The sequence below is a fragment of the Nocardioides sp. genome (genome assembly GCF_030149505.1).
In the GTDB taxonomy this organism is placed as follows: Bacteria; Actinomycetota; Actinomycetes; order Propionibacteriales; family Nocardioidaceae; genus Nocardioides.
On record NZ_JASBRN010000059.1, the window covers coordinates 13,257 to 32,407 of the forward strand.

General features: G+C 74.7%; 18 protein-coding genes and 4 tRNA genes. 9 read left to right on the forward strand and 13 right to left on the reverse strand.

Annotated elements, in window-relative coordinates:
- Positions 1 to 34: 34 nt before the first annotated feature.
- The 6 genes from Q1V71_RS13205 to Q1V71_RS13230 all read right to left on the reverse strand — a co-directional run bounded on the left by Q1V71_RS13205 (position 35) and on the right by Q1V71_RS13230 (position 5,479).
- Positions 35 to 1,090, reverse strand: coding sequence for an aromatic acid exporter family protein (locus Q1V71_RS13205; RefSeq protein WP_300644290.1), 1,056 nt, complete (start codon positions 1,088 to 1,090; stop codon positions 35 to 37).
- Positions 1,091 to 1,157: 67 nt separating this feature from the next.
- A complete protein-coding gene (locus tag Q1V71_RS13210; protein WP_300644292.1) occupies positions 1,158 to 1,292 on the reverse strand; it encodes a hypothetical protein in 135 nt (44 codons plus the stop codon).
- Between the two features lie 59 nt (positions 1,293 to 1,351).
- The gene (locus tag Q1V71_RS13215) at positions 1,352 to 1,525 is read right to left on the reverse strand and encodes a hypothetical protein (RefSeq protein WP_300644293.1); all 174 of its coding nucleotides are present in this window, start codon (positions 1,523 to 1,525) and stop codon (positions 1,352 to 1,354) included.
- A 46-nt stretch (positions 1,526 to 1,571) separates the two neighbouring features.
- Positions 1,572 to 2,426, reverse strand: coding sequence for a sulfite exporter TauE/SafE family protein (locus Q1V71_RS13220; protein WP_300644294.1), 855 nt, complete (start codon positions 2,424 to 2,426; stop codon positions 1,572 to 1,574).
- Between the two features lie 7 nt (positions 2,427 to 2,433).
- Entirely contained in the window at positions 2,434 to 4,119 is a 1,686-nt protein-coding gene (locus tag Q1V71_RS13225; RefSeq protein WP_300644295.1) for a rhodanese-like domain-containing protein, read from the reverse strand.
- Between the two features lie 181 nt (positions 4,120 to 4,300).
- A complete protein-coding gene (locus Q1V71_RS13230) occupies positions 4,301 to 5,479 on the reverse strand; it encodes an acyl-CoA dehydrogenase family protein (RefSeq protein WP_300644296.1) in 1,179 nt (392 codons plus the stop codon).
- A gap of 110 nt (positions 5,480 to 5,589) precedes the next feature.
- Here Q1V71_RS13230 and Q1V71_RS13235 point away from each other — a divergent pair, with 110 nt between their 5' ends.
- The 3 genes from Q1V71_RS13235 (at position 5,590) to Q1V71_RS13245 (ending at position 9,322) form a co-directional block, all read left to right on the forward strand.
- Positions 5,590 to 6,402 (forward strand): TetR/AcrR family transcriptional regulator, encoded by an 813-nt coding sequence (locus Q1V71_RS13235; protein ID WP_300644297.1) that lies wholly within the window; start codon positions 5,590 to 5,592, stop codon positions 6,400 to 6,402.
- 270 nt (positions 6,403 to 6,672) lie between these two features.
- Complete coding sequence (locus Q1V71_RS13240) at positions 6,673 to 8,586, forward strand: hypothetical protein (protein WP_300644298.1); 1,914 nt, start codon at positions 6,673 to 6,675, stop codon at positions 8,584 to 8,586.
- Positions 8,587 to 8,644: 58 nt separating this feature from the next.
- Positions 8,645 to 9,322: a PaaI family thioesterase gene (locus tag Q1V71_RS13245; protein WP_300644300.1), complete on the forward strand. Its 678-nt coding sequence runs from the start codon at positions 8,645 to 8,647 to the stop codon at positions 9,320 to 9,322.
- Positions 9,323 to 9,460: 138 nt separating this feature from the next.
- On the opposite strand, the gene Q1V71_RS13250 is transcribed toward Q1V71_RS13245, so the two are convergent.
- Positions 9,461 to 10,957, reverse strand: a complete 1,497-nt coding sequence (locus tag Q1V71_RS13250) for an NAD(P)/FAD-dependent oxidoreductase (protein ID WP_300644301.1) — start codon at positions 10,955 to 10,957, stop codon at positions 9,461 to 9,463.
- 414 nt (positions 10,958 to 11,371) lie between these two features.
- Between Q1V71_RS13250 and Q1V71_RS13255 the strand changes: the two genes are divergently transcribed.
- Genes Q1V71_RS13255 through Q1V71_RS13265 form a run of 3 tightly spaced genes read left to right on the forward strand, consistent with a single transcriptional unit; the run spans position 11,372 to position 13,025 of the window.
- On the forward strand, positions 11,372 to 12,250 hold the full coding sequence (locus tag Q1V71_RS13255; protein WP_367280147.1) for an ATP-binding protein: 879 nt from the start codon (positions 11,372 to 11,374) through the stop codon (positions 12,248 to 12,250).
- 32 nt (positions 12,251 to 12,282) lie between these two features.
- Positions 12,283 to 12,678, forward strand: a complete 396-nt coding sequence (locus Q1V71_RS13260; protein ID WP_300644304.1) for a CrcB family protein — start codon at positions 12,283 to 12,285, stop codon at positions 12,676 to 12,678.
- Complete coding sequence (locus tag Q1V71_RS13265) at positions 12,675 to 13,025, forward strand: CrcB family protein (RefSeq protein WP_300644305.1); 351 nt, start codon at positions 12,675 to 12,677, stop codon at positions 13,023 to 13,025. The genes Q1V71_RS13260 and Q1V71_RS13265 overlap by 4 nt, the downstream gene beginning before the upstream one ends.
- A 16-nt stretch (positions 13,026 to 13,041) precedes the next feature.
- Here the strand turns inward: Q1V71_RS13265 and Q1V71_RS13270 are convergent, their stop codons facing one another.
- Positions 13,042 to 13,398, reverse strand: coding sequence for a metallopeptidase family protein (locus Q1V71_RS13270; RefSeq protein ID WP_300644306.1), 357 nt, complete (start codon positions 13,396 to 13,398; stop codon positions 13,042 to 13,044).
- Between the two features lie 97 nt (positions 13,399 to 13,495).
- Positions 13,496 to 13,572 (reverse strand) — tRNA-Asp (locus Q1V71_RS13275).
- A gap of 187 nt (positions 13,573 to 13,759) precedes the next feature.
- Here Q1V71_RS13275 and Q1V71_RS13280 point away from each other — a divergent pair.
- Complete coding sequence (locus Q1V71_RS13280; RefSeq protein WP_300644307.1) at positions 13,760 to 15,154, forward strand: helix-turn-helix domain-containing protein; 1,395 nt, start codon at positions 13,760 to 13,762, stop codon at positions 15,152 to 15,154.
- 52 nt (positions 15,155 to 15,206) lie between these two features.
- Here Q1V71_RS13280 and Q1V71_RS13285 read toward each other — a convergent pair whose 3' ends face one another.
- The 3 genes from Q1V71_RS13285 to Q1V71_RS13295 form a co-directional block, all read right to left on the reverse strand.
- Positions 15,207 to 15,818 carry a hypothetical protein gene (locus Q1V71_RS13285; RefSeq protein ID WP_300644309.1) on the reverse strand — a complete coding sequence of 204 codons (612 nt, stop codon included), beginning with the start codon at positions 15,816 to 15,818 and terminating at the stop codon, positions 15,207 to 15,209.
- 159 nt (positions 15,819 to 15,977) lie between these two features.
- A tRNA-Glu gene (locus tag Q1V71_RS13290) sits at positions 15,978 to 16,058 on the reverse strand.
- 21 nt (positions 16,059 to 16,079) lie between these two features.
- Positions 16,080 to 16,155, reverse strand: a tRNA-Glu gene (locus tag Q1V71_RS13295).
- A gap of 106 nt (positions 16,156 to 16,261) precedes the next feature.
- On the opposite strand from Q1V71_RS13295, the gene Q1V71_RS13300 reads away from it, so the two are divergent.
- Positions 16,262 to 17,329: a LacI family DNA-binding transcriptional regulator gene (locus Q1V71_RS13300; protein WP_300644311.1), complete on the forward strand. Its 1,068-nt coding sequence runs from the start codon at positions 16,262 to 16,264 to the stop codon at positions 17,327 to 17,329.
- Between the two features lie 172 nt (positions 17,330 to 17,501).
- On the opposite strand, the gene Q1V71_RS13305 is transcribed toward Q1V71_RS13300, so the two are convergent.
- Positions 17,502 to 18,797, reverse strand: coding sequence for an ArgE/DapE family deacylase (locus tag Q1V71_RS13305; protein WP_300644312.1), 1,296 nt, complete (start codon positions 18,795 to 18,797; stop codon positions 17,502 to 17,504).
- Between the two features lie 153 nt (positions 18,798 to 18,950).
- Between Q1V71_RS13305 and Q1V71_RS13310 the strand changes: the two genes are divergently transcribed.
- Positions 18,951 to 19,024 (forward strand) — tRNA-Phe (locus Q1V71_RS13310).
- Positions 19,025 to 19,151 lie beyond the last annotated feature (127 nt).

A 19,151-nucleotide genomic window follows, 5' to 3' on the forward strand; every position in this document is an offset into this window, starting at 1 on the left:
CGAGCCCCGGCCCGCCGCTCCGCCGGACCGGGGGTCAGGCCCGCTGCGCCGCCACGGGCCCGGAGGCGACGTCGTCGATGATGGACGCGACGTTGCCGAGGGCGGTGAGCAGCGCGCCGTACAGGGGCCAGTGCCGTCGCGGCAGGCCCTCGTCGGAGAGGTCGGCGACCAGGCGCTCCAGCTCCGGACGGGCGTCCTCGACGTCCAGCCCGGGATCGGCGACACGTGACCCCACCTGGCGCAGCAGGTCGGTCCACCGCAGGCGGAACCGCTCGTCCCACTCCTCGCCCCGCCCGACCGACTCGTGGACGACGCGGGCGATGGCGCGGGTCTGGGCCACGCCGTCCTCGAGCCGCACCAGGACCTCGGCTGCAGCCTCGGGGTCCCCGGTGCGGGCCGAGCGGTGGCGCAGCGGGTTGGCCCAGCGGCTCTCGCGCGCGAAGGACAGGTGCTCCTGCGCCCGGTCCAGCCGCTCGTCCAGGTCGCGGGTGGCCTCGATCCACCCGTCCGTGACCTCCTGATCCACGTCGGTGCGCAGGTCGCCGGCCATGCCCACCAGGAGCCGACCCATCCGGCCGCTGACGTCCTCGAGGGCGCGCTCGGCGACCCGCTCGTCCAGCGGCGGGGCGATGAGCAGGTTGACCAGCAGCCCGATGGCGACGCCGACGAGGGTGTCGAGCAGCCGCTGCGCCAGCAGCGACTCCTGGGCGGCGTAGCCGGCGGTGATGACGAAGATCGCGGTCGTCGCCACGTTGACACCCTCGTCCCGGGCGAGGAAGACGCGGGAGAGCAGCAGGCCCACCAGCACGGCGACCAGCAGGGCCGGCGCCGCGACCAGCTGGTAGCCGAGCAGTGCCACGGCGGCGTACGAGACCACCAGGCCCAGGCCGGCCGCCAGCACGGCCTGTGCGCCGTTCCACACCGACCGGTAGACGGTCGCGTGGACGGTCAGCAGCGCGACCCACGGGGCCAGGAAGGCGGCCTCGAGGTCGAGGACGCGCGCCGCCGCCACCCACGCGAGGCCGGTGGCGAGGACTGACTTCGCGACCTGGACCAGGTCGGCACGGGTCTCCGGGCTGGGACGACGCATCGTCCCAGGCTGGCACCGGAGCCTCCGTGGACCAGCGCCCGGACGGGCGAGCCGCCCGGCTACCCGCTCAGGGCTGGCCCGGCTGGCCCTCGTGGCCGCACCACTCCTCGGCGGGCACCATCGCCCGGGCCTCGGCGACGTGCTCGCCGCAGCCCGCCCAGGTGGTCTTGCCGCACTGCCGGCAGGTGGTCGGTTGGCACATGGGTCTCTCCTGGGGTGGTCGGGTGGAAGAGAGGGTACGGCGGGGGTGCGCCCGCCCGGTCAGCGGCCGAAGAGGCGAGCGAGGAACCCGCCGCCCTGGCCCTGACCCTTCTCGTCCTGGTGGCCGTGGCACCACTGGTCGGCGGGGACCATCGCCTTGACGGAGGCGACGTGCTGGCCGCAGCCGGCCCAGGTGGTCTTGCTGCACTTCTTGCAGGTGGTCGGTCGGCACATGGGTCTCTCCTGGGGTGCGTGGTGCGGACGGGGTGGTGGGGGCGGGTCAGGCGACCCAGGTCGGGACGGCGGCGAGCAGGTCGGGGACCGCACGCACGGCGGTGTACATGGCCACGACGAGGGTCAGCACGGCGAAGGCCGCCTGGAGGCGCACGGCGTCGGCTCGGTGACCGACGCGGGCGCCCAGCACGGCGCCTGCGGCGGCGACCACGGTCAGGACGAGCACCGGGGTCCAGTCGGGGACGGTGCCGGAGCCCGCCCGGACGGCGAGGGCGACCGCGCTCGTGACGGTGATGACCACCAGCGAGGTGCCGACGGCGTCGGGCATGGGCAGGTCGAAGGCGAGCAGCAGGGCGGGCACGACGACGAAGCCGCCGCCCACCCCGAGGAAGCCGGTCAGCAGGCCCACGACGGTGGCCGTGACCAGCAGCTTGGCCGCCCGCGGGCAGTCGCAGCGGAAGGCGCCGAAGCGCCCGTCCCCGCGCGACCACCCGACGATCGGGTCGTCCAGGCCCGGCCGCGGGCCCTGGCCGCTCTCACGGTGCCGGCGCAGCCGACGCACCATGAGCGCGCCGACCAGCAGCATCAGCAGCGCGAAGAGCGCCATCAGCACCTCGGCCGGCACCGCCGCCGCCGCCACTGCGCCCACGACCGCGCCGCCGGTGGCGACCAGGCCGAAGGCCACCCCGCGACCGAGCCGGACGTGCCCGGCCCGGCGCGCGGCGACCGCCCCGACCACGGAGGTCAGGCCGACCACGACGAGGGAGCCGGTGGTCGCCTGCGTCGGCGACTGGCCGAGCAGGTAGACCAGCACGGGGACGGCGAGGATCGACCCTCCGCCCCCGAGGGCTCCCAGGGCCAGCCCGATCAGCAGGCCGGCGGCGACGGCGACGAGCAGCACGGTGCGATCAGGCCTCGGGCCCGACCATCGGCAGGCCGGCCTCGGCGGCGTGGTCGAAGGAGTCGTCGATCGCGACCAGGTCGCGGCCTGCGGCGGCGATGAACGAGGCCGCGACGGAGGCGCGGTAGCCCCCGGCGCAGTGCACCCACACCTCACCGGCCGGGACCTCGTCCAGGCGGCGCGGCAGATCGTGGATGGGGATGTTCACTGCACCCTCGATCCAGGTCTTCTCGTGCTCGTCGGCGCGCCGGACGTCGAGCACGACCACCTCGCGGTGGTGGCGCACGGCGGCGAGGTCGGCGAACGTCGCGGTCGCGAACCGGCCCAGCGGGCGGTCGCTCCAGTCCTCGGGACCGCCGGTCGACTGGGCTGCCGGACGCTCGATGCCGATCCGGACCAGCTCGCGCTGGGCCTCCGCGACCTGCTCGGCGGTCTCGCCCAGCAGGGTCACGGCGGTGCCCCACTCGATCATCCAGCCCAGGTAGGTCGAGAACGCCCCGTCGAGGCCGAAGTTGAGGGTGCCGGGAGCGTGGCCGGCGGCGAACGCGGTGCGGTGGCGCAGGTCCACGACCCACTCCCCGGCCTCGATCCGGCGCCGCAGCTCGGCGGCGTCGGCGTGCTCGGGCGTGCTGAGGTCGGGGGCGCCGGGACCGGCGCTGTTGGCCGGGCCCATGTGGGCGTAGTACGCCGGGTAGGCAGCCAGCCCGGCGAGGAGCTCGCGGACGTAGGTCTCCTCGTCCTGGGTCAGGACCGGGTTCTGCTGCTTCTCCTGCCCGATCGTGGAGGAGGTCGAGTCGGACTGGGTCGCGGAGCAGAACGAGCCGAAGCCGTGGGTCGGGAAGACCTCGGCCTCGTCGGGCAGCTCGCTGGCCAGCCGGTGGGCCGAGGCGTGCTGGTGGCGGACCAGCGCGTCGGTGTGGTCGGGGCCGAGCAGGTCGGGGCGACCGGTGGCGCCGTACAGCAGCGAGCCGCCGGTGAAGACGCCGACCGCGCGGTGCCATGCCGCGCCGTGGTCCTCGAGCGCGTAGGACAGGTGGGTGAACGTGTGGCCGGGCGTGGCGATCACGCGTACCCGCATGCGGTCACCGACCGACAGGACGTCTCCGTCGCGGATCGGGACGCGGTGGAAGGAGACCTGGTCCTCGGCGTTGACGTGGTACGCCGCACCGGTGGCCTCGGCCAGGGCCAGCCCGCCGGTGACGTAGTCGTTGTGGATGTGGGTCTCGAAGACGTGGGTGAGCCGCACCCCGTCGGCCTCGAGGACCTCCAGGACACGGTCGATGTCGCGCTGGGGGTCGACGACGAAGGCGACCCGGCCGTCGTGGACGAGGTAGCTGCGGTCGCCCAGCGAGGGGGTCTCGACGACCCGGACGGTCAGCTCCTCGACCTCGGGCGTCTCGATCGGACGGCCCGCGCGGGCCCAGGCGACGGTGCCGCCGAGCATGTTGCTGGCCTCGAAGCCGTGGGCCAGCAGGACGTCGGTCATGGCGTCGCTGCGGTTGCCCGAGCGACACACGACGACCTGGCGGCGGCTGCGGTCCAGCTCGCCGAGGCGGCGGTGCAGCTGGCCCATGGGGATGTTCACCGCGCCTGGCACGTGGCCCGCGGCGTACTCCTCCGGCTCGCGCACGTCGATGGCGGCGGCGCCGCTCTCGATCAGCCCGGCTGCGTCCTCCACGGTCACCTCGCGCATGCTCTGCTCTCCCTCTCGATGGACTCCACGTATCCCCCCCATGGGTTCATGTCGACCACCGTAACACAACCCCCTGGGGGGTTATTTCGATCGGGATGAGCGCAACGCGAAACGCCACGGCAGGCCTCGCGGGAGCGAGACCTGCCGTGGCGTTCCGACCGCCCCCGACGGGGCGGCGGACTCAGAGGTGGGACTGGATGCCGGCCAGGAGCTGGCGGGCCATGACGATGCGCTGCACCTGGTTGGTCCCTTCGTAGATCTGGGTGATCTTGGCGTCGCGCATCATCCGCTCGACCGGGTAGTCCTTGGTGTAGCCGTAGCCGCCCAGCACCTGGACGGCGTCGACGGTCACCTGCATGGCCACGTCGGAGGCGAAGCACTTCGCGGCCGCGCCGAAGAAGGTCAGGTCGGCGTCGCCGCGCTCGGAGCGGCCGGCGGCGGCGTACGTCATCTGGCGGGCCGCCTCGACCTTCATCCCCATGTCGGCCAGCAGGAACTGCAGGCCCTGGAAGTCGCTGATGGACTTGCCGAACTGCTGTCGCTCCTGGGCGTACTCCAGCGCGTAGTCCAGCGCGCCCTGGGCGACGCCGACGGCCTGGGCGGCGATGGTCACGCGGGTGTGGTCGAGGGTGCGCATGGCCAGCTCGAAGCCGGTGCCCTCCTCGCCGATCATCCGGTCGGCGGGGATGCGGACGTTGTCGAGGTAGACCTCGCGGGTCGGGCTGCCCTTGATGCCGAGCTTCTTCTCGGGGGCGCCGAAGGAGACGCCGGCGTCGGACTTCTCGACCACGAAGGCGGAGATGCCGCGGGTGCGCTTGTCGGGGTCGGTCACCGCGAGCACGGTGTAGAACTCCGACTCCCCCGCGTTGCTGATCCAGCGCTTGGTGCCGTGGAGCACCCAGTCCTCCCCGTCGCGGACCGCGCGGGTGCGCATCGCCGCGGCGTCCGAGCCGGCCTCGGGCTCGGACAGGCAGTAGGAGAAGCCTCCCTCGCCGCGCGCCAGGGCGCCCAGGTAGTGCTTCTTCAGCTCCTCGGAGCCGGCCAGCTGGACCGGGAGCGAGCCGAGCTTGTTCACGGCCGGGATGAGGGAGGAGGAGACGCAGGCGCGGGCGACCTCCTCGATCACCAGCACGGTGGCGAGCGCGTCGGCGCCGGCACCGCCGTACTCCTCGGGCACGTGGGGGGCGTGGAAGTCGGCGGCCAGCAGGGCGGCGGCCGCCTCGTGCGGGTAGCGGGCCTCATCGTCGACGAGGGCGGCGTACGGCGCGACCTTGGCGTCGCACAGCTCCCGCACCGCGGAACGGATGGCCTGGTGCTCCTCGGACAGGGCGAAGAGGGGGCTGGTGTGGGTGTCGGGCACGGGTTCCTCCGGCGGGCGTCGATCGAGAGCGGTACTCAGTACCGTACGCTCGGGACTCGGTCCCACCAACCTGTGGGTCCCCAGATCGGCTCACCACCTCCGGAGGGCGCATGCCGACCACGGCCGCGGGCAGCACCGGCCCTACGACCGGCACCACCACGACCGACCCCACCACGACCGACACCGCGGCGCGGCTGCGGCAGGCGGCGTACACGCTCTTCGAGCAGCAGGGGTACGCCGCCACGACGGTGGACCAGATCGCGGCCGAGGCCGGGGTCGGCCGCACGACGTTCTTCCGGGTCTTCGGGTCCAAGGAGGACGTGATCTTCCCCGACCACGAGGCGCTCGCGGCCCGGGTCGCCGCCCGGCTCGACACGCTCGGGGACGACCCGGGTGCCGCGCCGCTCGGCGCGACCGAGGCGGCACGGATCGTGCTGGAGCACTACCTGGCCGAGGGCGACCTGGCGCGGGCCCGCTACCGGCTGACCGCCACGGTCCCCACGCTGCGCGACCGCGAGGTCAGCTCGACCGCGGGGTACCGCCGACGCTTCCGCGACGCGCTGCGCGGCTGGACCGGCGAGGAGCCCGGTGACGACCTGCGTGCCGAGGTGGTCGCCGGCTCGATCGTCACCGCGCACAACCACGTGCTGCGGCGCTGGCTGCGCGGGGCCGTCGACGACGACGGGGCGCGGCGTGAGCTGGACCGGGCGCTGGGCCTGGTGCTGGCCTCGGTCGCGGCGACCGGCCGGTCGGGAGGCGCCGACCAGGCCCCACCCGACCAGGTCCCACCCGGCGTCGGCCGGCCCGGCACGTCCGCCGCTGGCAGCACGGTCGTCGTGCTGCGCTCGGGCGCGACGCTCGAGGAGGTGCTGCCCGAGCTGCAGGCGGCGCTGGCCCGGGTCGAGGTGGGGGTCGAGGCCTGAGGACGCGCCTGGGCACGGCTCCCCACCGCGACTCGCACCGCGACCCGCACCTCGACCCGCACCTCGACCCGCACCTCGTCCCGCCTCGGAGGCCCCGTCAGCACCCTGGTCGTCACAGGTGGAGGTCCTCTCCGGCACCTGGTGCCGGAGAGGACCTCCAGCCCGGGTGCCGCAGGGTCGGCTCGCGGGTCCGGCCGCCCGCCCGGAGTAGCCCGCCCGGAGTCGCCCGGAGCCCAGCACACAGGGCCCTCACGCCCTTAACCTGGGCCCATGGCCGAGGAGAGCGAGCGGGACGAGGGCGGCAGCGACCTCTTCGACCGGTGGCTCTCGCACCGCCAGGAGAGCACCGGCGAGGCGCCGCGGCCGCGCACGTACGGCGTGCCGCGGACCGGACTGGCCGGCGCGGACCCGGCCGACCCCGGGGCGGCCGCCGCCGAGGAGGGGACCCCGCCCGCGGCGGCGGACGGCACCGAGCACCCGGAGGCGGAGACAGCGGCCGACGCGCTGGGCGTCGCGGCGCCGGACGCGGCCGCGGCCGAGTCCCCCGAGGACGGCGCGGCGAGTAAGGACGACGAGCCCCAGGTGCCCGCGGACCCCGCACCGAGTCCCGCGGCCGCCCCGCAGCCGCCGACCCACCGGGAGCCGGTGGGGCTGGACGAGTTCGAGCCGGTGGTCATCGCGTCGGTACGCCGCCAGGCCGAGGCCCCGGTGGAGAAGCGGTCGCGGCTCGCCCGGTTCCGGCGGGCCGGGCTCGAACCGGACCCGGCCGGCGAGGAGCCTGCCGACGACCGACCTGCCGACGAGGTGGCGGTCGGCATCGGGGTGGCCGACGAGGTGGCGGACTACGCCCCCGGAGCGGTCGAGCACGGAGCGGCTGACGAGGTGGCGGACGACGCCTCCGGAGCGGTCGAGCACGGAGCGGTCGAGCACGGAGCGGCCGAGCACGGAGCGATCGACGACGGAGCGACCCCGCACGAGGTGATGACCCGCGCGACCGTCGGACCCGCGCCTCCCGCACCCGAGCGTGGAGCGCCCTCGACCGAGCCCCACCAGGGGTACGACGAGCCCCCGTGGCCCGCAGAGCGGCCGACGCCGTACGTCGCTCCCGCCCCGTCAGTCCCGCCGCACCCCGCCGAGGTGCCGGTCGCCGGCCCGTCGGACGGCGGCGACGAGCCCGCGGCCGCGGCCGCGAGCGGTCCCGACCCGGATCCGCGGACCGCCGCGCCGCCCTCGCCCTCCGCGCCGCCCTCCCCGTCCGCGCCGCCCTCGCCGCCCCCGCGGCCGAGCGCCGCCCCACGCGGAGAGCAGGACGCCGCGGCTGCGGTGTTCGCCGCCTTCAACCCCGGTGCCTTCAACCCCGGTGCCGCCAACCCCGGTGCCGCGCCCGCCCCGGCACCCCCGGAGGCGCGCGGCACCACCACACCCGCCACTCCCACGGCGACCCCACCGGCAGCAGCACCGCCGGTCGCACAGACCACCCCCGAGTCGCCGCGGCGCGCACTGCGTCGGCCGCGACCCTCGCTGGGGTCGTACGTCGAGGCGGCGCGCACCACCCTGGACCGCTCGGTGCGCGGCACGCCGGAGGAGCGGGTCGCGAGCGGAACGGCCGCAGCCGCCCCGGCCCCGACCGAGCAGCCCGTCGCACCGGAGACTGCCGCGCCTGAGGGTCCGGCGACCGAGGCCGCGCCCGCCCGCTCGGCGTACGACGAGCTCCGCGCGCAGCGCGAGGCCGCCGCTCCCCCGCAGCCCGACGTCGTGCCGCCGAGCATCGACTTCCGGCCCCGCACCCTGGCCCGGCGCGTGACCTCGGTGCTGCTGCTGGTGGGCCTGGTGGCCACCGGCATCGCCGCCTGGCGCGCCTACGACAGCCGGGACGAGACCGACATCGGCCTGGCCGCGATCCTGGCCCTGGCCACGGGCGTCGTGTGGGCGATCCGCGCGGGGTCGGTGCCCACCCGGGTCGGGCTGCACGGGGGCGTACTCGAGGTGCGCTCGCAGGCGGGACGGTTCGTCTTCGAGGTGACCGGCGCGCACACCCGGCTCGAGGTCGTCGGGTCGCCGGGCCGCCGCGGCTCCCGGCTCCTCGTGCACCGCCGCGGGCTGGCCCCGTTCGAGATCACCCCCGCGATGGTCGACCTGCGCCGGCTGGTGGAGGCACTGCGGTACTACCGCCCCGACCTCTGAGCACCCACCCTCGGCCCGACCACCAGCCCAGAACGAGAACGTGTTCTAGAGTCCGGCCATGCCCGGCTACGTGCGTGACGACCTGCCCGAGGAGGAGGTCGAGCGCCAGCGCGACCTCTACGGACCCTTCACCCAGTCCATCCGCGAGCTGGTCGACGCCGGCCTGCGCACCCTCGTCGCGGACGAGGAGGTGCTCGCCGTCCAGGCCGAGGTCGAGGCGCTCACGGCCCGGCTGCGGGCCTCGCAGCTCGACGGGGCGTACGGCGTCCGCTTCTCCGCCGAGGGCCGAGGCCGCCCCTGGGGCAACACCGTCGTGGGGCTGCGCAACGCGGTCGCGCCGCCGCTGAAGATCGAGCACCACCCCGACCGCGACGGTCGCGTGTGGTCGGACTTCCACCTGGGCGCGGTCTACGAGGGCCCTCCGGGCCTCGTCCACGGCGGCGTGTCCGCCCTGGTCCTCGACCAGCTGCTCGGTGAGTCCGCGGGAGCCGGTGGCAAGCCGGGCATGACCGCGACCCTGACCCTCACCTACAAGCGCGGCACCCCGTTGGGCGAGCTGCGTGGTGAGGCGTGGATCGAGCGCGCGGAGTCCTACAAGACGTGGGCCCGCGGGCACCTCATCGGACCCGAGGGCGTCACCGTCGAGGCCGAGGGCCTCTTCGTGCTGCCGCGCTGGGCGCGGGAGGCCCTCGCCAAGCAGGACCCGGAGAAGGCGCCGCCGCGCTACTTCGAGTAGTCGATGGAGCCTGCCTGACCGCGACCCTTCCCGACAGGAGACCGGGTCTCGTCCCGCCCGTCGCGACCTCGTCCCTCGGTCGCGGGGCTCGCTCGACCTCTTCGGGTCACGCCGGGTCGCTTCGCTCCCCGTCGTGCCTCAGACGCGGACCCCGCGCTCGCCGGCGTCGGTGAGCCGGACCTCCTCGAGGGCCTGCTCCTCCAGCGCGACCCGGCGGGCCTGCTCGTCGGCGAGCCGCTTGTCGGCGTACTCCCCCGGGTCGGAGACGAGGTCCTGCACGCCGCGCTCGAGGCGGGCGAGGGCGGTGCGGCCGAAGATCTGCTGCTCGGTGGCGGTGCGCTCGGCGCGGCCGCGACCCAGGAACGAGACCAGCCAGTGCAGGACCGCGGTCACGCGGTTCTTGAAACCGGTGATGTAGACGAGGTGGACCGCCAGCCACATCAGCCAGGCGACGAAGCCGGTGATCCGGATCCTGCCGACCATGGCGACGGCACGGAAGCGGCTGATGGTGGCCATCGAGCCCTTGTCGAAGTACGTGAACGGCTTCTGGGCGGGCTTGCCCTTGAGCCGGCCGTCGATCTCCTTGGCGGCGTACTTCGCGCCCTGGATGGCGACCTGCGCGACGCCGGGCAGGTTGTCGAGGGCGATCATGTCGCCGACCACGAAGACCTCGGGGTGGCCGGGCAGCGTGAGGTCGGGGTTGACCCCGATCCGCCCGGCGCGGTCCAGCGGCGCGCCCGTCTGCTCCGACAGGGTGCGCGCGAGCGGGCTGCCCGCGACGCCGGCGGCCCAGATCTTGGTGACGGCCTCGATCCGCTCCTCGCTGCCGTCCTTGTGCTTGACGACCAGCCCGCGCTCGTCGACGTCGGTGACCATCGCGCCGAGCATGACCTCGACGCCGAGCTTCTCCAGCTCCTTCTTGGTCTTCTGGCCCAGCTTCTTGCCGAAGGGCGGCAGCACCTGGGGCGCGGCGTCGGCGAGGATCACCCGCGCCTGGCGGCTGCTGATCGCGCGGAAGTCGCGGGTCAGCGTGCGGTGGGCGAGCTCGGCGATCTGGCCGGCCATCTCCACACCGGTCGGCCCGGCACCGACGACCACGAAGGTCAGGAGGTGGTCGACGTCCTCGCCACGCAGCGCCCCGAGCTCGGCCATCTCGAAAGCGCCGAAGATGCGGCCTCGCAGCTCCAGGGCGTCGTCGATCGTCTTCATGCCGGGGGCGAACTCGGCGAAGTGGTCGTTGCCGAAGTAGGACTGGGTGGCACCGGCGGCGACCAAGAGGGAGTCGTACGGCGTCACCGTCTCGCGACCGAGCACCTGGGAGACCACGAGCCGCCGCTCGAGGTCGATGTCGGTGACCTCGCCGAGCAGGACCTGGGCGTTCTTCTGCCGGCTGAGGATCTCGCGCGTGGGCGGGGCGATCTCGCCCTCGGAGAGGATGCCGGTCGCCACCTGGTAGAGCAGCGGCTGGAAGAGGTGGTGGGTCGTCTTGGCGATCATCGTGACGTCGACCGCCGAGCGGCGCAGCGCCTTGGCGCCGAAGAGCCCACCGAAGCCGGACCCGATGACGACGACCCGGTGCTTGCCCGCGCCCTCCTCGGTCACGCCCTGCACGGCGGTGTCGGTCCCCTTGGTCATGGCTCTCCCTGCCTACGTCTCTCGCCTCTGTCCGACCACGGGTCTCGTGGCCCTGGCCCGGGCGCCCCGTCTGGCGCCTGTGGACCACTCACCAGTGTGGCTCCCCGGCACCCCCCTCAACCAACCCGTACGGGCGTCTCCTGCCTCACACTCAGGTCGGCCCCCGGTCGGGCCGATAACCCGTGCAGGGCTTGACAGTGGTGGTCCATCGGCGGCACACCCCTGGTCAAGACGGGCCCTCACCCGGCAGGGTGGGGGCAGGAAAATATTCAACGACCCGGTTTGTCGCCGGGCCTGCGGGGGAATCCGCCCAGCCAGGACGGCACCCCCGTTCTCCTCACCAGCCGACCACGGGAAGTCACGCACGTGCCGCTCAACCGACCAGCGCTCTCGCTCGGAGCGGGTCCCCGCAGCGTGCAGGACGCGCGCCGGTGGGTGGTCGACACGTGCCGCGACATCGATCGGCCCGAACTGGTGGAGTGCGCCGAGCTGGCGGTCTCGGAGCTGGTGACCAACGCGTTGCTCCACGGCGAGGCCCCCATCCAGGTGCGGGTGCGCGGCACCCGGGAGCACCCGCGGGTCGAGGTGCGCGACGGCTCGCCCGAGCGTCCGGTGCTGCCGAGCGCCGAGGACGAGGGCGACGACGTCCTGCTCACGTTCGGCCGTGGCCTGGCGATCGTCGGGCGCTGCTCGGACGCCTGGGGCGCCGAGATCGAGGCCGACGGCAAGACCGTGTGGTTCGCCCCCGCCCGCACCTTCTCGGACACGGTGACCCCGGGCCTGATCACCGGCGTGGCCGCCGAGCCCGACGAGGTCCCCGCGGACGCGGTGACCGCCGTGGTCCGTGACGTCCCGGTGGAGGCGTTCCTGGAGTTCGGTCGGCACTTCCGCGAGCTGCGCCGCGAGGTGCGCCTGCTGTCCCTGGCCCACGAGTCCGACTACCCGTTGGCCAAGGACCTCTCCGACCTCTTCGGCGACCTCGAGCGCCAGCTGCGCGCGGGCACCGACGACACCCCGGTCCTGCGGGCCCAGGCGGACGGTGCGGAGCGGGTCGACCTGGACGTGGTCGTCTCCCCTGCCGCCAGCCGCACGATCGAGCGCTTCATCTCCCTGCTCGACCTGGCCGACGAGTTCTGCCGCCAGCAGCGGCTGCTGTCGCTGGCCCGCAGCCCCGAGCAGCGCACCTTCCAGGAGTGGTACCTCCAGGAGCTGGTCCGCCAGTCCCGCGGCGAGCCCTCGGTCCCCGCCCCGCGCGGCGACTTCGCGGCCGTGCCGCTGCAGCGCCTGGGCTGACCGCCGCCATCCCCGACCGCTAGCCTCCACGGGTGCGTCGAGAGCTGCTGGCCGTCGCGGTCGGCGGCGCCGCCGGGGCGCTGGCCCGCTGGTCGCTGTCCGGTCTCGCCCCCGAGGACCAGGGCTTCCCGTGGGCGACGCTGGCGATCAACGTCGCGGGCTGCTTCGCCCTCGCCCTGCTCCCCGCCCTGCCGGCGGTGCGCGACCGCGCCCTGCTGCTGGTCGCGCTCGGACCCGGCCTGCTCGGCGGGTTCACCACGCTGTCGGCGTACGCCGAGGAGGCGCGGGCCCTGGTCGCCGACGGCCACCCGGGGCTGGCCGCGGCGTACGTCGTGGGCACGCTCGGCGCCTGCCTGCTGGCCGTCTCCCTGGCCGTCTCCCTGGCCGCAGCCTTCACGTCGGGCCCGGGAGCGAGGAGGTCGCGGTGAGCACGCTCGCGACGGCCGGTCTCGTGGCGCTGGGCGCGGCCGTGGGGGCGCCGTTGCGGTACTGGCTGTGGCGCCGGTGGGACGCACCTGGCCGACCGGTCGGGACGCTGGTCGCCAACACCGCGGGCTCCCTCCTGCTCGGGGTGCTGTCCGGGCTCGCGCTCGGCGGGCACCTGCTCGCCCTGCTCGGCACCGGGCTCGCCGGCGCGCTGACCACCTGGTCGACCCTCGCCCTCCAGACCCACGGCCTGGGACGGCGGGCGGGGTCTGCCTACGTCACCACGACGCTGGTGCTCGCACTGGGGGCGTGCGCGGTGGGGTTCGTGGCGGGCTCGTGGCTCGCCTGACGGCCGGTCTCGCTGCTCAGGCGTAGCCGAGGTCGTGCAGCCGGGCGTCACTGATGCCGAAGTGGTGCGCGATCTCGTGCACGACGGTGATCCCGACCTCGCGCACCAGCTCCTCCTCGCTGCTGCACATGTCCAGCAGCGGGTTGCGGAAGACGAAGACCCGGTCGGGCAGGATCGTCGGGGAGAACGAGTCGCGGTGGGTGAGCGCGACCCCGTCGTAGAGACCGAGCAGGTCGGCGGGCTCGTGCTCGGGCGGTTCGTCCTCCACCAGGACAACCAGGTTGTGCACCAGCGAGGCGAGCTCGTCGGGGATGGCGTCGAGGGCCTCGTCGACGAGCGCCTCGAAGCGGTCGCGGTCCATCTCGATCGGCACGGGTCCATCGTGCCAGCCCGGCGGGCGGCGGGCCGGGGCGAGCCGGCCCGGGAAGCACGAGAGCCCCGGACCTGGTGGTCCGGGGCTCTCGCCTGTGTGGCGACCCCGACGGGACTCGAACCCGCGGCCTCCGCCGTGACAGGGCGGCGCGCTAACCAACTGCGCTACGGGGCCTCGTGGTGCTGCAAGATGAAGCGGTGGTGCGCTCCTGCGGCTCGCACCGAGGAAGCGTCGGAACTCTAACCCATGCCCACCACGGCACCCAATTCGCGTGCCACCGCCCCGTCCGGGGACGGCCCGCGAGGGCCGGGGACCGTCGCCGTGACCACCGCCGGTACCGCGCGTGCGCCATCATCGAGAGGTGGAACCCGACCTGCTCGCCGCCTGCCGCACCGTGGACCCCGCCGTCCTCGGCCCGCGCGTGCGCGCGGCCCGGCTGCGCGCCGGTCTCACCCAGGCCGAGGCGGCCGGGAGCGAGATGTCCACGGCGTACGTCTCCCGGATCGAGGCCGGTCAGCGCCGCCCCGACCCGGCTCTCCTGGCGGCGCTCGCGGGGCGGCTCGGCACCAGCGTCGAGCAGCTGCTGACCGGCGTCACCCGCGAGCAGGAGCCCGAGCTGCGGACCCTGCTCTCCTGGGTCGAGCTGAGCCTCACCACCGGCGAGCCGGAGCGGGCCGCCGAGCAGCTCGTCGGGGTCGACGAGGAGCTCGCCGCCCTCCCGGACGACGCGCTCGTCGACCTACGTCGGGAGGCGACGTGGCTGCGGGCCCGGCTGCGCGAGGTGAGCGGCGACCTGGACGGCGCGATCCTGCTGCTCGAGGACCTCGTGTCCTCCGGCGCCACCGACCTGCGGTGGCTCGAGGTGATGACGGCACTGAGCCGGTGCTACCGCGAGTCCGGCGACCTCGCCCGGGCCGTCGAGGTCGGCGAGCGCGCCGCGGACGTCCTGGCCGACCTGGAGCTCGGGGGCAGCGACGAGGCCGTGGCCCTCACCGTCACCGTCGCCGCCGCGCACGTCGAGCGCGGCGACGTCGCCCACGCGGCGCGCACCTGCCGACGCGCCGTGGAGCTCGCGGAGAGGCTGGAGTCCCCTCGGGCCCGTGCCGCGGCGTACTGGAACGCCTCGATCATCGAGTCCCTGCGCGGCCGCCCCGCCCAGGCGTTGCCGCTGGCCCAGCGGGCGCTGCGGCTGCTCGAGGAGGGCCCTGGCGGACGCAACCTGGCCCGGCTGCGCAGCCAGCTCGGCCTGCTGCAGCTGCGGCTCGACCCGCCTGCGCCCCAGGAGGCGTGGGAGCAGCTGCGGACGGCGGAGGAGGCGCTGCTCGCCACCGACGCGGGCGTGCTCGACCTGGCCGCAAACCGGCTCGGGCAGGCGCGCGCGGCGCTGCTCCTCGGACGCGCGAGCGAGTCCCAGCGGCTCGTGGAGGACGTGCTGGAGCAGGTCGGCGAGGAGGCGCCGCTGCTCGCCGCCGAGGCGCACCTGCAGCTCGGCGAGGTCGCCCTGGCCCGCGGGCACGTGGCGGCCGCGCGGACCGGGTTCCAACAGGCGGTGATGCGGCTCAGCGCGGTGGGGGCGGACCGGCAGGCCGCGCAGCTGTGGTTCGACCTGGGCGCCCAGCTCGAGCAGGTCGGTCAGGCCGCGCTGGCGCTCGATGCCTACCGCCGGGCCGCCGCGGCGACCGGGCTGCGGATGCAGCGATCCCCCGCCGTCGAGGTCGGGGCCGGGGAGGAGCGCGTGGGCGAGGCCGAGCGCTGACGTCAGAGGACCCGACGCCTGGAGGGCGTCGGGTCCGGTGAGGGCGTGGTGTTCAGCGCAGGACCGGGAACTTCTGCACGATCCCCGTGCTCTTCCACCAGCGACCCAGCCCCCACGTGCTGCCGGCCGCGCTGAGGCCGAGCACGACCATGACGATCACACCCACGAGGTGGTCGTCGACGACCGGGTTGTTCTCCAGCGGGAGGACCGCGGCGTACATGAAGGCGTACATGAGGGCGCCTGCCGCCGCGCCGATCCGCATCCCGACCCCCAGGAGGAGGGTCACGCCGATGCCCAGGAGGCCGGCCATGAAGATCCAGTCGACCCAGGCCTGGCCGGCGAGGGAGGTGAAGAACCCGTGGAAGGGGTTGTCGACGGGGACGCCGAAGGTCAGGAAGCCCTCGGTGGGGCTGCCGCCGTTGAGCCAGGCGGCGTCCTGGGCCATGACGTCGATGCCGGCGCGGGAGCCGTCCTCGGCGAACTGGGCGCCGGTGCCGAAGCCCAGGGCGAAGGTCTTGTCGAGGAAGGCCCACAGGAAGGTGATCCCGAAGGCGATGCGGAGCGTCGCGAGAGCACGGGCGAACCCGACGCTGCGGACCTCCTCGGTCTCCGACGTGGTCACACCCTCGGCGGTGATCTGGTGGTGGCGGTGGATGACGCTCATCGTCATCTCCTCCTTGCGGTGATGTGGTTGCTGGGTCACCACCAGACTCCGGCTCCCGCGGCCCGGGCGGCAGGGCCGCCGGTCACCGTGGTGGGGGGACCATGGTCCCCGCCCACTGCCCTCGTGGGGGGACCATGGTCCTGCGCGCCGAGAAGACAGCACCCCCAACGGGATTCGAACCCGTGCCACCGCCGTGAAAGGGCGGGGTCCTGGATGGCCCGCCCGCTGGACGATGGGGGCCCTGGCCCCACGGTGACCACGTGGCACCCCCAACGGGATTCGAACCCGTGCTACCGCCGTGAAAGGGCGGGGTCCTGGGCCGCTAGACGATGGGGGCCAGTGCTGGCGAACTCTACCTGGCGGGCGGGGTCGGCCCGCGCGCGGTGAGCCCCTCGGGCATGATCGGGACCAGCCCACCCACCGTCGACCCGAGGAGCCCGGCGATGCCGAAGGTCACGCTCCAGTCGATCGCCGACGAGGTCGGGGTGAGCCGGATGACGGTGTCGAACGCCTTCTCCCGCCCCGAGAAGCTCTCCGCCGACCTGCGCGCGCGGATCCTCGCGGTCGCCGAGGAGCTGGGGTACGTCGGTCCCGACCCGGCGGCGCGGGCACTGGCCCGCGGGCGCACCGGCACCGTCGGGCTGCTGCTGACCGGCCGGATGAGCGAGCAGGCGGCCGACCCGGTGGCGACAGAGTTCCTGGTGGCGGTCGCCGACGCGCTGTCCGACCACGGGCTGGCCCTCACCCTCATCACCGCCGGCGTCGGTGGGGAGACCGTGCCCGCCCGCGACGTGCCGATGGACGGGGCGCTGGTCTACGTCTGCGAGCCCGACTCCACCGACCTGGCCTGGCTGCGCCGCCGCGACCTGCCGCTGGTGACCGTCGACCAGGAGGCGCTGCCCGGCGCTCCGGCGATCAACGTCGACGACCGGGCCGGCGCCCGCGCCGCCGCCCAGCACGTCGTGGACCTCGGGCACCGTCGGGTAGGGCTGCTCAACCTGCACCCCGTGACCGAGGAGGCGCCCGAAGCCACCCCGCCCGACGCCCCGTGGAACCCGCCCGCCGCCGAGCGCGACCGCGGCTGGCGCTCGGCGCTCAGCGCGGCCGGGATCGATCCGCTGGAGGAGCTCGCGGCGTTCCGGCCGGTCGAGGCGGCGTACGACGCTGCCCGGCGGCTGCTCGACCGACCCGCCGCGGAGCGACCGACGGCGCTGCTGTGCTTCTCCGACGGGTACGCCGCGCAGGCGATGCGGGCCGCGGAGTCCCTCGGCCTCAAGGTGCCCGAGGACGTGTCGGTGGTGGGCTTCGACGACTCCTCGATCGCCACCGCCGTGCATCCCGCGCTGACCACCGTCAGCCAGCCGGTGACCGAGAAGGGGCGGCTGGCCGTGGCCGCGCTGCTCGACGCCATGCGTGGCGGCGGCCCCGGCGAGACACCCGCCGACCCGGTCCGCACCGTGCTGCCCACCTCGCTGGTCGTCCGCGGCAGCACCGCTCCCCCGCCCGCCTGACCCGCATCGCCGAACCGTCGGTTTGGAACCCACGAACCGTCACTTTCGAACCCTCGAGTCGTCACTTCGGAACCCGCCAGAAGGACGGGTCGTCGCACGACCGCTCGAAACTGACGGCTCGGGGGTTCGGAAGTGACGGCTCGGCGGTTCGGAAGTGACGGCTCGGCGGTTCTCAGGAGCAGGCGCGGACCAGGCTGAGCACGAGGGTCTCGGTGACCCGGACGAGCTCGGCGACCTCGACCGACTCCCGCGGGCCGTGGGCGAGCCGGACGTCGCCGGGGCCGTAGTGCAGCGTGGGGATGCCCGCGGCGGAGTAGAGGCGCAGGTCGCTGCCGTACGGCGCTCCGCGCTCCCGCGGCGGCGGACCCGCGACCACGTCCGAGTGGGCCGCGGAGACGAGGTGGGCCAGGGCGCGGCCGTGGGCCCCGTCGTACCGCCCGCTGGCGAACTGGCCGCCGGGCCACGTGACCACCGGCGGGTGCTCGCGCAGCCACGGGTCGGCGGCGGCCGCCTCGGCGACGGCCTCCTCCAGCTCGGCGCGGGCGTCGGCGGGGTCCTCGTCGAGGGCGACCCCCAGGCGCCCCTCGGCGACCAGCCGGTCGGGCACGCTGCTGGCCCAGTCGCCGCAGGTGACCCGGCCGACGGAGAGCGGGTAGGCGACGGGGTACTCGCCCATGAGCGGATCGACCCGCTCGTTGCGGCGCGCTTGGAGGCCGGCGAGCGCCGCGTGGAGCGGGAGGTAGCGGTCGAAGGCGCTGACCCCGGCGTACGCCGTGCTGCCGTGGGTGGCCTGGCCCGCCACGGCGATCTCGAAGGTGAGCGCGCCGGCGTTGGCGGTGGTGAGGGTGCCGCTGGTGGGCTCGGTGATGACGCAGGCGTCCGCGCGGTGGCCGCGCTGGAGGGTCGCGAAGGCACCGAGGCCGCCGTCCTCCTCGCCGACCACGAGGTGGAGGCCGAAGGTGCGCGGCAGGTCGAGGCCGGCGGCCAGCACCGCGCGGGCCGCGGCGAGGTTGGCCACGACCCCGGCCTTCATGTCGCAGGTGCCGCGGCCGTGGACCCGACCGCCTGCGACGCGGGCGGTGAAGGGGTCCCCGTCCCACTGGGCGAGGTCGCCGGGTGGGACGACGTCGACGTGCCCCTGGAGGACCAGCGCCGGAGGACCCGCCTCTCCCTCGGAGCCGGGGGCGGTCGCCACCAGGCCCCACGCCTCGCTCCGTGAGGCCTCCCAGCCGGGGAAGTCCGGGTGCGCCGTGGTGGCGTCCAGGTCGACCTGCCACAGGTCGACGTCGAGGTCCAGCGTGCGCAGCTGCTTGGCGAGGCGGTGCTGCACGTCGCACTCCGCGTCGCTGCCCGAGACGCTCGGCACCTCGGTCAGGGCGACCAGGTCGCGCACGAGCTCGCGCTCGTCGACGAAGGCGAGCGCGCGGAGCTCGCGGTCGGAGAGGTCTCGGGGGCCGCTGTGGGACATGCGCGCAGTGTGCGGCCGGCGTGACGGCGTACGCCGGGGATGGCCGGGAATGGACCCGGACTGACTACCCGGCACCCTCCGGGTGGGCCACCCGTTCGGGGAGGGAACCGATTCGTGGGCGCCGACACGGCTGCGGTAAGGTGACCGGCGCTCGGGCAGGTAGCTCAGTTGGTACGAGCGATCGCCTGAAAAGTGATAGGTCGGCGGTTCGACCCCGCCCCTGCCCACGAGCACCACGGACAGCCCCCGCCGGTCACGGCGGGGGCTGTTCCGCGTCCGGGGCTCGTCGAAACGCAGACCGAAGCACCCCGCCGTGCAGGTCGCTAAGCCTGAGGACCGGCGCCAAGGGAGCTC